Origin of the sequence: Saccharothrix sp. HUAS TT1 (genome assembly GCF_040744945.1) — a bacterium.
GTDB lineage: Bacteria > Actinomycetota > Actinomycetes > Mycobacteriales > Pseudonocardiaceae > Actinosynnema.
The window spans coordinates 3,018,679-3,031,290 of the sequence record NZ_CP160453.1; the positions used below are offsets into that span (position 1 = coordinate 3,018,679).

Genomic DNA, 12,612 nt, shown 5'->3' on the forward strand with positions numbered 1-12,612 from the left:
ACCCGAAGAGGTGACGCAGCGGATTCAGCCCATCCGACCGTCCGACACCGCCCCGCTGTGGCGGTCGGAGATCGGGCAGCTGGACTCGCTGCTCGGCCCGCCCACGCCACCACCACCGCCGCCCGCGCCCGCGCCGCGCTCACGTAAGGGACTGCTGCTCAAGATCGCGGGCCTGCTCGGCGTGGCCGTGGTGTCCGGGCTGGTGTGGCTGGTCGTGATGCCGGAGGAGACCACGACCGGCACGCCCGCCACCACGTCCGCCAAGGTGGGCGAGTTCGACTTCGCCGCCTCGCCGGACGTGCCCGAGCCGATGAAGGACAGCGACTGCGCGTCGCACGCCTACGGCCAGACCAAGGCGTTCCTGACCGCGACGCCGTGCCAGCAGCTCACTCGCGCGCTGTACACGACGACCACCCCCGACGGCATGAAGGTCTACACGTCCGTGTCGGTGGTGCGGATGAAGTCCCCCGAGGACGCCGCGAAGCTGAAGGACCTCACCACGCAGGACGGCACCGGCAACGTCAACGACCTGGTCAAGGACGGCGCGGTGAAGGTGACGGGCCTGACCACGCTGGGCAACGGCGGCTTCGCGGCCAGGCAGCAGGACCGCGACGTGGTGATCATCGAGTCGGACTCGGTGGAGCACGGCCCCGACGAGGCCGCGCACAACCGCCTGATGAAGCGGATCAGCGACGACGCCTTCCGGCTCGCCGCCGACCTGAACCCCTGACCGGCCCTGACCGGCCCTGACCGGCCCGAACCCCTACCGAGCCGAACCCGATCCGCCCGAACCCCGGTCGGCCCGGACCCCGGTCGGCCCGGACCCCGACCGGTCAGCCCACCGCCGCGCCCGGCAGCGTGATCGACGCCGGGGTCAGCCCGGCCGCCTTCCGCCACCGCGTCGCCCGCACCGCCGACGCGGTCAGCGCGTCCAGCGCCGACCGCCGCAGCTCACCGTCGTCGGTCCGCTCCAGCACGCCCCGCCACGCCAGGCACGCGTCCGTCTCCGCCGCGATCAGCGCCGCGATCGCCGACGCCGCGCTGTCCACCGGCTGGGGCGGCAGGTAGGCGGGCGCGGGCGGCCGGGGCGTGGCGCCCGCGTCGCGCAGCCACCGCTCCGTCACGTCCCGGCGCGCCCGGTGCGCGTTCGCGCCGTCGGCCACCGCCGCCTCCTGCTGCGGGCCCGCGATGAACGCGCTGACCAGCCCGTACGTCCACACCGCCGCGTGCTCGGCGGCCAGCGCCCCCTGCACCGCGTCCACGTTCACGACAACGCCTCCACCAGGCTCGCGCACCCGGCCGCCACCGAGGCGACCAACCCCACCCGGTGCGGCTCCGCCGACGCCACCAGGTCACCCGCCTGCTTCTGGGCCGCCTGCAGCGCGGGCGCCAGCGACTCCCGCGACGCGCCCGCCGGCGGCGCCACCGGCGCCGACGTGGTCGGCGGCGCGGACGAGCCCGGCACCCTCGGCGTGGCCCGGTCCACCTCCGCCTGCAGCCGGGCGGCGTGCTCGGTGCGCGCGGCGGCCGTCTCGGTCGCGCCGACGGCGGTGGCCAGCGCGGCGTCCGACAGCGCCGACCGCACCAGCTCGGCCAGCGGGTCCGGCGGCGGTGGAGGGGGTGGTGGTGTGGTGCACGCGACTGCCAGCGGCGCCGTGGCCGCCGCCAGCAGCACTCCGCGCCTGCTGAGCGCCGTTCTTCCGATCACGTGTTCCGATCCTGCCAGAGCGGGCCGATCGCCCGTGGGACGTGGGAGGCCGCCGAACCAGATAGTCTGGGCGACCACGGCCGGCGAAGTGCAGCGTCGGCCGGGGTTGCCGTGCCCTCTGCACTCGAAGAGAACTTGGAGTCACCACGTGTCCAGCCCGCCGCGCGGAGAACTCGCCGCGCAGCTAGCACCCGTCGTGCGGGAGGCGGTCGAGGCCATCGGCTTCGACCTGGAACTGCTCGACGTGAACCAGGCTGGGCGTCGCAGGCTGGTCAAGGTGGTCGTGGACGGCGACGAGGGGATCGGGCTGGACGAGGTGGCGCAGGCCAGCCGCGCCGTGTCCGCCGCCCTCGACGCCCACGAGCACCTGATCGCCGGGCCGTACACGCTAGAGGTCACCTCGCCCGGCGCGGACCGCCCGCTCACCAAGCCACGCCACTGGGCGCGCAACCGGCTGCGCCTGGTGAAGGTCAAGCAGCCGGAGCAGGTCGAGTGGTTCGGCCGCGTCGGCGACGCCGACGACACCGGCGTCGTGCTGCTGGTCAAGGGCGAGCTGCGCCGCGTCGAGTACCGGACGATCGAGCGCGCCGTCGTCGAAGTCGAGTTCAAGCAGCCCCCGGTCGAAGAGCTCGCGCTCCTCGAGGGCAAGCACCTGAAGGAGGAGTCGGAGTGAACGTCGACATCGCCGCTCTCAGGGCGATCGAACGGGACAAGGACATCCCCTTCGACACCGTCCTCGAAGCCATCGAGACCGCCCTGCTGACCGCCTACAAGCACACCGACGGGCACCACTCGCACTCCCGCGTCGAGATCGACCGCAAGACCGGCGTGGTGCGGGTGCTGGCCCAGGAGCTGAACCCCGACGGCACGGTGGCCGAGGAGTGGGACGACACCCCCGAGGGGTTCGGCCGCATCGCCGCCACCACCGCCCGCCAGGTCATCCTCCAGCGCCTGCGCGACGCCGAGCACGAGCGCACGTTCGGCGAGTTCTCCGCGAAGGAGGGCGAGATCATCGCCGGCGTGGTGCAGCGCGACGCCCGCGCCAACGCCCGCGGCATGGTCGTGGTCCAGATCGGCGACACCGAGGGCGTGCTGCCGCCCGCCGAGCAGGTGCCCGGCGAGTCCTACGAGCACGGCTCGCGGCTCAAGTGCTACGTCGTCGGCGTCTCCCGCGGCGCGCGCGGCCCGCAGATCACCCTTTCGCGCACGCACCCGAACCTGGTGCGCCGGCTGTTCGCGCTGGAGGTGCCCGAGATCGCCGACGGCACCGTGGAGATCCCCGCGGTGGCACGTGAGGCAGGTCACCGTTCGAAGATCGCGGTCCGCACGACGGTGTCCGGCGTCAACGCCAAGGGCGCCTGCATCGGCCCCATGGGGGCACGTGTGCGCAACGTCATGAGCGAGCTGGCCGGCGAGAAGATCGACATCATCGACCACTCCGACGACCCCGCCACGTTCGTCGGGAATGCCTTGTCACCGGCGAAGGTTGTATCCGTGCGGGTGCTCGACGAGCGCGCCAAGACGGCACGGGTCGTGGTCCCGGACTTCCAGCTCTCCCTCGCCATCGGCAAGGAGGGCCAGAACGCCCGGTTGGCCGCCCGGCTCACCGGCTGGCGCATCGACATCCGCAGTGATGCGGAGGCCGGCGGGTCCGCTCCGGCGGGCGCGGCGACATCCGGTTCGGCTGAATAGGCAACAGGGGATAGACTTCTCAGTGGTTCAACGTCGGGGATCGGATCCCACGCACATCGGCCCGGTTCGTACGTGCATCGGATGCCGCGCTCGGACGTTGCCCTCCGAGCTGCTGCGCGTGGTGGTCGTGGACGGGACCGTGGTCCCGGACGCACGACGGCGGTTGCCCGGTAGGGGAGCATGGCTGCACCCCGATCCGGACTGCCTCCGCAACGCCGAGAAGCGCCGGGCGTTCCCCAGGGCCTTCCGGGTCCAGGGGGCGCTCGACGTGGAACGCGTCCGCGGTCATCTCGAGCGGTGTGGGCAGGAGGTCGCGGGATCGCCCCGTGACCAGCAGGAAGCAAGGAAGCAGGTCGACCCGTCATGAGTCAGCCGTGAAGCTGAAGACATGAACGCGCGACGTTAGGACGAGGTCGACGGGACTTGCCCGCCGGCCTCCCTCACAGAGGAGTGCAGTGGCAGGTAAGGCCCGCGTGCACGAGCTCGCCAAAGAGCTCGGTGTCACGAGTAAAGAACTGCTGACCAAGCTCGCCGACCAGGGCGAGTACGTGAAGTCCGCGTCCAGCACCGTCGAGGCCCCGGTGGCCCGGCGGCTGCGGGACGCCTACGCCAAGGGCGACGCGAAGCCCAAGTCGTCCGGCGCCCGCCCGGCGCCGCCGAAGCCCGCGCCCTCGGCGTCGGGTTCCGGCTCGGCCGAGACCAGGAACGAGCAGGCCCAGCGCCCGGCGGCCCCCGCGGGCAAGCCGGGTCCGCGCCCGGTGCCCGGCCCCAAGCCGATGGCGCCGAAGCCGGTCGCCAAGCCCGCCGCCCCGGCGCCCGCGGCTCCGGCCGCGCCCGCCGCGCAGCCGCAGGCCCCCGCCCCGGCGGCGGCCCAGGCCCCGGCGGCCCAGGCGCCCGCACCGGCTGCCGCGCCCCAGCAGCAGCCCCAGCAGGCCCCGCAGCAGGCGCCCCGGCCGAACGGCCCGCGTCCCGGCCCCCGCGCGCCGCAGCAGCAGCCCGCGGCGGCGCAGAACAACCCCCCGTCCGTGGTCCCGCCGCGCCCGCAGGCCCCCAAGCCCGCCGGTCCGCGGCCCCCGCGTCCGGGCAACAACCCGTTCGGCGTCGGCGGCGGCGCCCCGGCTCCGCGTCCGCAGGCCCCGCGCCCGGCCGCGCCCGGTGGCGGCGAGCGGCCGTCCGGCCCCAAGCCCGGTGACTCGCGCCCGGCCGGCCCCCGTCCGGGTGGCTCCGGTGGCGGCCCCGGCGGTCCCCGGCCCAACCCCGGCAACATGCCGCCGCGGCCGAACCCGGGCATGATGCCCGGTCGTCCGGCGCCCCGCCCCGGTGGCGGTGGCGGCGGCGGTCGTGGCCCCGGTGGTCCCGGCGGCGGTGGCCGCGGTCCCGGTGGCGGCGGTCGTCCCGGTGGCGGCGGCGGCGCCGGTGGCGGCTTCCGCCCTGGTGGCGGCGGTGGCGGTGGCGGTGGCTTCCGTCCCGGTGGCGGCGGTGGCGGCGGCGGTGGCTTCCGCCCCGGTGGCGCCGGCGGCGGTGGCGGTGGCGCTCCGGCCGGTGGTGGCGGCGGTTTCCGCGGTCGTCCCGGTGGTGGCGGTCCCGGTGGTCGCGGCGGTGCCGCGGGCGCCTTCGGCCGCCCCGGTGGTCCGGCGCGTCGTGGCCGCAAGTCGAAGCGGCAGAAGCGCCAGGAGTACATGGACAACATGCAGGCGCCGTCGGTCGGTGGCGTCCGCCTGCCCAAGGGCAGCGGCGAGACGATCCGCCTGCCGCGGGGCGCCTCGCTGACCGACTTCGCCGACAAGATCAACGCCAACCCGGCTTCGCTGGTGCAGGTGCTGTTCCACCTCGGCGAGATGGTCACCGCGACGCAGTCGGTGTCCGACGAGATCCTGGAGCTGCTCGGCTCCGAGATGAACTACGTCGTGCAGGTCGTGTCCCCCGAGGAGGAGGACCGCGAGCTGCTGGAGACGTTCGACATCACCTACGGCGACGACGCCGGTGGTGAGGAGGACCTCCAGATCCGGCCGCCGGTCGTGACCGTCATGGGTCACGTCGACCACGGCAAGACGCGACTGCTCGACACGATCCGCACCGCGAAGGTGGCCGAGGGCGAAGCGGGTGGCATCACCCAGCACATCGGCGCCTACCAGGTGAACACGGAGCTGGAGGGCAACGAGCGCCTGATCACCTTCATCGACACCCCGGGTCACGAGGCGTTCACCGCCATGCGTGCGCGTGGTGCGAACTCGACCGACATCGCGGTCATCGTGGTGGCGGCCGACGACGGCGTCATGCCGCAGACGGTGGAGGCGATCAACCACGCCCAGGCGGCCGACGCGCCGATCGTGGTCGCGGTCAACAAGATCGACAAGGAGGGGGCCAACCCCGCCAAGATCCGCCAGCAGCTCACCGAGTACGGGCTGGTCGCCGAGGAGTACGGCGGCGAGACCATGTTCGTCGACATCTCGGCGAAGCAGGGCATCAACATCGACGGCCTGCTGGAAGCGATCCTGCTGACCGCCGACGCCTCGCTCGACCTGCGGGCCAACCCGGAGATGGAGGCGCAGGGCGTCGCCATCGAGGCGCACCTCGACCGCGGTCGCGGTCCGGTGGCCACGGTGCTGGTGCAGCGCGGTTCGCTCCGCGTCGGTGACTCGATCGTGGCGGGCGCCGCCTACGGTCGCGTGCGCCGCATGGTGGACGAGCACGGCGTCGACGTCACGGTGGCGACCCCGTCGCGTCCGGTGCAGGTCATCGGTCTGACCTCGGTGCCCGGCGCGGGCGACACGTTCCTCGTGGTCGAGGAGGACCGGGTGGCCCGGCAGATCGCCGAGCGCCGCCAGGCCCGCAACCGCAACGCGATGAACGCCGCGAAGCGCAAGCGCGTCAGCCTGGAGGACCTGGACGCCGCGCTGAAGGAGACCAGCGCCCTCACCCTGATCATCAAGGGCGACAACTCCGGCACCGTCGAGGCGCTGGAAGACGCGCTGATGAAGATCGAGGTCGGCGACGACGTCGAGCTTCGGGTCATCCACCGCGGCGTCGGTGGCATCACCGAGGGCGACATCAACCTCGCCGTCGCGGGTAGCGCCATCGTCCTGGGCTTCAACGTCCGGGCCGAGGGCAAGGCCACCGAGCTGGCCAACCGCGAGGGCGTGGACGTCCGCTACTACACGGTGATCTACCAGGCGATCGACGAGATCGAGCAGGCCCTCAAGGGCATGCTCAAGCCGGAGTACGAAGAGGTCCAGCTGGGCCGCGCGGAGGTCCGCGAGGTCTTCAAGTCCTCCAAGGTCGGCACGATCGCGGGTTGCCTCGTGATGTCCGGCGAGATCAGGCGCAACGCGCGGGCCCGCCTGCTGCGCGACAACAACGTCATCCAGGAGAACCTGCCGATCAGCTCGCTGCGGCGGTTCAAGGACGACGCGACCGAGGTCCGCGAGGGCTTCGAGTGCGGTCTGACGCTCGGCAACTACGGCGACCTGAAGGTCGGCGACATGATCGAGACGTTCGAGATGCGCGAGAAGCCGCGCGCCTGATCGTCCTCGACAGCGGCGCGGGGCCGTCCCTCGGGACGGCCCCGCCCCTTCAACCCCCGGGTGATGAATCGTGTTCGTGGGTGTCCTTGAGCTGGACGTGCTGCTCGGCGACGTCCACTCGTTGAAGCAGAAGCGGTCGGTGGTCAAGCCGGTCGTGGCCGAGCTGCGCCGGAAGTTCGAGGTGTCCGCCGCCGAGGCGGGCCACCTGGACCTGCACCGCCGCGCGCTGATCGGAGTGGCGGCGGTCGCCGCCGAAGCCGAGCATGTGAGGGACTTGATGGCCGCCTGCGAGCGGCTGGTGGCCGGACGGCCCGAACTGGAACTTCTCTCCGCCCGACACCGGTTGGTCGGGTCGGAGGACGACTAGCAGACGTCGCCCCCGGGCGGCGGATCGCAACGACAGGAGGGGAGCGCCGTGGCCGACCAGGCACGGGCTCGCAAGCTGGCCAAGCGGATCTCGCAGATCGTGGCTTCCGCGTTGGAGCACGAGGTGAAGGACCCGCGGCTGGCGCGCGTCACCATCACCGACACGAGGGTGACCGGCGACCTGCACGACGCGACGATCTACTACACCGTGCTCGGCGAGCGGTTGGACTCCGAGCCGGACCTCGCCGGCGCCGCGGCGGCGCTGGAGAAGGCCAAGGGCGTGCTGCGCACCATGGTCGGCCAGCAGACCGGCGTCCGGTTCACGCCGACCCTGACGTTCGTCACCGACACCGTGCCCGCCGAGGCGGCCCGGATGGACGAGCTGCTGGCGAAGGCGCGGGAGCTGGACGCCGAGGTGGCGCGCATCGCGTCCGGGGCCGAACCCGCGGGTGAGCCCGACCCGTACAAGCCTCCGCGCGAGGCCGAGGACGCCGACTAGCGTTCTCGCCGTGCACAACGATCCGAACCTGAACCCGGTCGAGTCCGACCTGGACGCCGACCTCGCCGCGGCGGCCCGCGTCCTGTCCACCGCCACCGACGTCACCCTGCTGGCACACGTGAACCCCGACGCGGACGCGTTGGGCAGCGCGTTGGCGCTCGGGCTGGCGCTGCACCGCCGCGGCGCGGTGGTGCGGGTGTCGTTCGGCGCGCCGGACGAGGTGCCGGAGACGTTGCGCGACCTGGACGTGGCGGGCCTGCTGGTGCCCGCCTCGGAGGTGCCCGCCGCGCCGCCGGTGCTGGTGGCGCTGGACGCGGGCAGCGTCGGGCGGCTCGGGCCGCTGGGCGACCGGGTGTCCACCGCCGGTGTGGTCGTGGTGCTGGACCACCACGTGTCGAACCCGCGGTTCGGGCACGTGAACGTGGTGGACGACCGGGCCGAGGCGACGGCGATCGTGGTGCTGCGGCTGCTCGACGCGCTGGGCGTGGAGCTGGACGAGCCGGTGGCCCGGTGCGTCTACGCGGGCCTGGTGACGGACACGCGGTCGTTCCGGCACGCGTCCGCGTCCACGCACGAGGTGGCGGCCCGGCTGCTCGCGGCCGGGGTGGACGCCGAGGCGGTGGCCCGGCCGCTGATGGACTCTCACCCGTTCGGGTACCTCGGGATGCTGGCGAAGGTGCTCGGTCGGGCGTGCCTGGAGCGCGACGCGGCGGGCGGGCTGGGGTTCGTGCACGCCGTCGTGACGCTGGAGGACGCCTCCGGGCTGCGGCCCGAGGAGGTGGAGAGCGTGGTCGACCTGGTGCGCACCACGTCCGAGGCCGAGGTGGCGGCGGTGCTGAAGGAGCTGCGGCCGTCGACGTGGTCGGTGTCGTTGCGCGCGGTGCGGGACGTCGACGTGCGGGAGGTGGCGCAGGTGCTCGGCGGTGGCGGCCACCGGCTGGCCGCGGGCTTCACCGCGACCGGCTCGGCCGACGACGTGCTGACCGCCCTGCGGGCCGCCCTGGAGACGGTCACCGCGTCCTGAGCGTTGAATCCAGGCGCCCTGAACGCAGGACTCCCGTGGCCTGGGCGTAGGACTCTCGCGAGAGTCGTACGTTGGGCGGGCGAGAGTCCGGCGTTCGGGGGGGAGTGCGGGTGGAGGACCGGGTTCCGGCGCGGCGGGTGGTCGGGTTGGCCGCGCCCGCGCTGGTGGTGCTGGCTGCCGAGCCGCTGTACGTGCTGGTGGACACGGCCGTCGTCGGCCACCTCGGCGGGCTGCCGCTGGCCGGGCTGGCGCTGGGCGGCGTGCTGTTCACGCAGGTCGCGACCCAGTTGACGTTCCTGTCCTACGGCACGACCGCGCGCACGGCCCGGCTGTTCGGCGCGGGGCGGCGGGCGGAGGCGGTGGAGGAGGGCGTCCAGGCGACGTGGCTCGCGCTGGCCGTCGGCGCGCTGGTGATCGTGCTGGGCCAGCTGCTGGCCGGTCCCGCCGCACGGCTGCTGGCCGGTGGCGGCGAGGTGGCCGACAACGCCGTCTCCTGGCTGCGGATCGCGTTGTTCGGCGCACCGTTCGTGCTGGTCACGATGGCCGGCAACGGCTGGATGCGCGGTGTCCAGGACACCCGCCGCCCGCTGCGGTACGTGCTGGTCGGCAACGGCATCTCGGCCGTGCTGTGCCCGGCGCTGGTGCACGGCGCGCACTGGGGCCTGGAGGGCTCGGCGGTCGCGAACGTGGTCGCGCAGGTGCTGTCGGCCGGGTTGTTCTTCAAGGCGCTGCGCTCGGAGCGGGTGGGCTTGCGGCCGGACTGGCGGCGGATGCGCGCGCAGCTCGGCCTCGGTCGGGACCTGGTGCTGCGCAGCCTCGCGTTCCAGGCGTGCTTCCTGTCGGCCGCCTCGGTGGCCGCGCGCACGTCGGTCGGCGCGGTGGGCGCGCACCAGGTGGTGCTGCAGCTGTGGACGTTCCTCGCGCTCGTGCTGGACTCGCTGGCGATCGCCGCGCAGTCGATCATCGGCGCGGCGCTGGGCGCGGAACGCCGGGAGCAGGCGCGGCGGTTCGCCTGGCAGGTGACCGGCTACGGGCTGTGGTTCGGCGTGCTGCTCGGCGTCGTGTTCGCCGCGCTGTCCGGCCCGCTGCCGCTGGTGTTCACCTCCGACCGGGCGGTGCTGGACGAGATCCCGCACGCCTGGTGGTTCTTCGTCGGGTTGCAGCCGGTCGCCGGGGTGGTGTTCGCGCTGGACGGCGTGCTGCTCGGCGCCGGTGACGCGAAGTTCCTGCGGACCGCGACGCTGGCCGCGGCGGCGCTGGGGTTCCTGCCGCTGGTGTGGGCGTCGGCGGTGTTCGACTGGGGCCTGGTCGGGATCTGGAGCGGGCTGTCGGCGTTCATGGTGCTGCGCCTGGCGCTGGTGCTGGCGCGCACCAGGTCGGGGGAGTGGGCGCGGGTCGGCGCGGTGTGGTGACCCGTCGACTGTGGTGAGGGGCACGCCGGGAATCGTTAACAGTAGGCAACTGTTTGTCGATACTGGGAGTGCCGCCGCACGGAACAGCCGAGGAGACCCGCCTTGCCGGTCGATCGCGCCACGGGACGAGCGTGGCTGATCTGGTCGACCGCCGTCGTCGTCTACGTCGCCGCGCTGTTCCACCGCACCTCGTTGGGCGTGGCCAGCCTGGAGGCGGGCGACCGCTTCGCCGTCGGACCGGCCGCGCTCGGCACGTTCACCGTGCTGCAGATCGGCCTCTACGCGCTGATGCAGATCCCCACCGGCCTGCTGGTGGACCGCTTCGGCCCGCGCCGCGTGCTGACCGCCGCCGCCCTGCTGATGGGCGTCGGCCAGGTCCTGTTCGCGCTCGCCGACTCCTACCCCCTCGGCCTGGCCGCGCGCGCCGTGCTCGGCGTCGGCGACGCCATGACGTGGGTCAGCGTGCTGCGGCTGGCCGCCGCCCACTTCCCGCCCCGCCGGTTCACCCTGGTCATGACGCTGTCGGCGGCGCTGGGCGGCGCGGGCAACCTGGTCGCGACCGTGCCGCTGACGCTGCTGCTGGACAACGCGGGCTGGACGGCGACGTTCCTGGCCGCCGGCCTGGTGACGGCGCTGTACTCGGTGGTGGTCGCGTGGCGGGTGCGCGAGGTGCCCGACGGCGTGCCGCAGCCGGTGGTCGAGCCCGTGCCGCTGCGCTCGGTCGGCGCGAAGGTGCGCGGCGCGTGGCGCGAGCCGAGCACCCGGCTCGGGTTCTGGGTGCACTTCACGTCGATGTCCGCGCCCGCGGTGCTCGGCCTGCTGTGGGGGTTCCCGTACCTGGTCGAGGCGCAGGGCCTGTCACGGCCGTCGGCGTCGGCGGTGCTGAGCACGCTGGTGCTGGTGGCGATCGTGGTCGGGCCGGTGCTGGGCACGGTCATCGGCAGCCGGCCCGAGTGGCGGATGCCGATCGTCGGCTCCTACCTGGCCGTGGCCGTGCTGTGCTGGGCGGTGCTGCTCGGCTGGCCGGGCGGCGTGCTGCCGACGCCCGTGCTGTACGCGGTGTTCGCGGTGCTGGCGGTGGGCAACCCGGTGTCCGGCGTGGCGTTCGCGCTGGTCCGCGACTACAACCCGATCCACCGGGTGAGCACGGCGACCGGCGTGGCCAACGTGGGCGGCTTCGGCGCCGTCACGTTCACCGCGCTCGCCGTCGGCGTGCTGCTGGACGTGGTCGAACCCGCCGTCGCCGCGCCGCAGGCGTACCGGATCGCGTTGCTGTCGGTGGTCGCCGTGCTGCTGGTAGGCGTGTGGCGCACGGTCGTGTGGTGGCGTCGCGCGCGTGCCGCAGTGTTCGCGGCCGAGGACCGCGGCGAGGCCGTGCCGGTGCAGCTCCGCCGCCGGCGCTGGGACGTGGGCCGAGCCGACGAGCGGAGTTTGGTCGAGGCTTAGGATCCTCCACCGTGCCCGCATCTTCTCGTGCCCGTTCTCTCGGGCCACCCGTCCCGCCCGGTCTCGTCGTCATCGACAAGCCCGACGGCATGACCTCGCACGACGTGGTGGCCAGGGTCCGCCGCATCCTCGGCACCCGCAAGGTCGGGCACGCGGGCACCCTCGACCCGATGGCGACCGGCGTGCTGGTGCTCGGCATCGAGCGGGCCACCAAGCTGCTCGGCCACCTGGCGCTGGACAGCAAGGCGTACCTGTCGACGATCCGCCTCGGCTCGGCCACCACGACCGACGACGCCGAGGGCGAGGTGCTGTCCACGGCGGACTCGTCCGGAGTGGACGAGGGCGCGATCCGGGCCGGGGTGGCGAAGCTGACCGGTCCGATCGAGCAGGTGCCCAGCGCGGTGAGCGCGGTGAAGATCGACGGCAAGCGCGCCTACGCGCGGGTCCGGGCGGGCGAGGCGGTGGACATCCCGGCGCGCCCGGTGACCGTGCACCGGTTCGACGTGCTGGCGGTCCGCCGCGAGGAGGGCGGCACCGAGCTGGACGTGATGGTCGAGTGCTCGTCCGGGACGTACGTGCGGGCGCTGGCCCGGGACCTGGGCGCGGACCTCGGCGTCGGCGGCCACCTGGCCGCCCTGCGCCGCACCCGCGTCGGCCCGTTCGACCTGCGGGTCGCCAAGACCCTGGAGCAGCTGGAGAGCGCGCCGGGCCTGTCCCTGGACCTGGACGCCGCCGTGTCGACCGCCTTCCCCCGCCGCGAGATCGCGCCGCGCGAGGCGGTGGCCCTCTCCCACGGCCAGCGCCTGGCCGCGGGCGGGCTGGACGGCACGTACGGCGTGTTCGGCCCGGACGGCCACGTGGTCGCGCTGGCGAAGGACGAGGGCCCGATCGCCAAGCCGTTGGTGGTACTCACGCCGGCCGGGTGAGCCCTACCGTGGACG

General features: G+C 73.8%; 13 protein-coding genes. 11 read left to right on the forward strand and 2 right to left on the reverse strand.

Annotated elements, in window-relative coordinates; all coding sequences use genetic code 11:
- Positions 1 to 10: 10 nt before the first annotated feature.
- Entirely contained in the window at positions 11 to 730 is a 720-nt protein-coding gene (locus tag AB0F89_RS14975; RefSeq protein ID WP_367136547.1) for a hypothetical protein, read from the forward strand.
- Positions 731 to 833: 103 nt separating this feature from the next.
- On the opposite strand, the gene AB0F89_RS14980 is transcribed toward AB0F89_RS14975, so the two are convergent.
- Both AB0F89_RS14980 and AB0F89_RS14985 read right to left on the reverse strand, forming a co-directional pair.
- A complete protein-coding gene (locus AB0F89_RS14980) occupies positions 834 to 1,268 on the reverse strand; it encodes a ferritin-like domain-containing protein (RefSeq protein WP_367136549.1) in 435 nt (144 codons plus the stop codon).
- Positions 1,265 to 1,708 (reverse strand): hypothetical protein, encoded by a 444-nt coding sequence (locus AB0F89_RS14985; protein WP_367136551.1) that lies wholly within the window; start codon positions 1,706 to 1,708, stop codon positions 1,265 to 1,267. Before AB0F89_RS14985 ends, AB0F89_RS14980 begins: the two co-directional genes overlap by 4 nt.
- A 148-nt stretch (positions 1,709 to 1,856) precedes the next feature.
- Here AB0F89_RS14985 and rimP point away from each other — a divergent pair, with 148 nt between their 5' ends.
- The 10 genes from rimP (at position 1,857) to truB (ending at position 12,597) form a co-directional block, all read left to right on the forward strand.
- Complete coding sequence (gene rimP, locus AB0F89_RS14990) at positions 1,857 to 2,381, forward strand: ribosome maturation factor RimP (RefSeq protein ID WP_367136552.1); 525 nt, start codon at positions 1,857 to 1,859, stop codon at positions 2,379 to 2,381.
- On the forward strand, positions 2,378 to 3,400 hold the full coding sequence (gene nusA, locus AB0F89_RS14995; protein WP_367136554.1) for a transcription termination factor NusA: 1,023 nt from the start codon (positions 2,378 to 2,380) through the stop codon (positions 3,398 to 3,400). Before rimP ends, nusA begins: the two co-directional genes overlap by 4 nt.
- Positions 3,342 to 3,767, forward strand: coding sequence for a YlxR family protein (locus AB0F89_RS15000; protein WP_367136556.1), 426 nt, complete (start codon positions 3,342 to 3,344; stop codon positions 3,765 to 3,767). Before nusA ends, AB0F89_RS15000 begins: the two co-directional genes overlap by 59 nt.
- Positions 3,768 to 3,855: 88 nt before the next feature.
- A complete protein-coding gene (gene infB / locus AB0F89_RS15005; protein WP_367136558.1) occupies positions 3,856 to 6,924 on the forward strand; it encodes a translation initiation factor IF-2 in 3,069 nt (1,022 codons plus the stop codon).
- Between the two features lie 70 nt (positions 6,925 to 6,994).
- Complete coding sequence (locus AB0F89_RS15010; protein WP_367136560.1) at positions 6,995 to 7,291, forward strand: DUF503 domain-containing protein; 297 nt, start codon at positions 6,995 to 6,997, stop codon at positions 7,289 to 7,291.
- Positions 7,292 to 7,339: 48 nt separating this feature from the next.
- Positions 7,340 to 7,789 carry a 30S ribosome-binding factor RbfA gene (gene rbfA / locus AB0F89_RS15015; protein WP_367136562.1) on the forward strand — a complete coding sequence of 150 codons (450 nt, stop codon included), beginning with the start codon at positions 7,340 to 7,342 and terminating at the stop codon, positions 7,787 to 7,789.
- A gap of 10 nt (positions 7,790 to 7,799) precedes the next feature.
- Positions 7,800 to 8,813: a bifunctional oligoribonuclease/PAP phosphatase NrnA gene (locus AB0F89_RS15020; protein WP_367136564.1), complete on the forward strand. Its 1,014-nt coding sequence runs from the start codon at positions 7,800 to 7,802 to the stop codon at positions 8,811 to 8,813.
- 110 nt (positions 8,814 to 8,923) lie between these two features.
- Positions 8,924 to 10,225: an MATE family efflux transporter gene (locus tag AB0F89_RS15025; protein WP_367136566.1), complete on the forward strand. Its 1,302-nt coding sequence runs from the start codon at positions 8,924 to 8,926 to the stop codon at positions 10,223 to 10,225.
- A 102-nt stretch (positions 10,226 to 10,327) separates the two neighbouring features.
- Positions 10,328 to 11,671: a nitrate/nitrite transporter gene (locus AB0F89_RS15030; protein WP_367136568.1), complete on the forward strand. Its 1,344-nt coding sequence runs from the start codon at positions 10,328 to 10,330 to the stop codon at positions 11,669 to 11,671.
- An 11-nt stretch (positions 11,672 to 11,682) separates the two neighbouring features.
- Positions 11,683 to 12,597, forward strand: a complete 915-nt coding sequence (gene truB, locus AB0F89_RS15035; protein ID WP_367136570.1) for a tRNA pseudouridine(55) synthase TruB — start codon at positions 11,683 to 11,685, stop codon at positions 12,595 to 12,597.
- Positions 12,598 to 12,612: the final 15 nt, after the last annotated feature.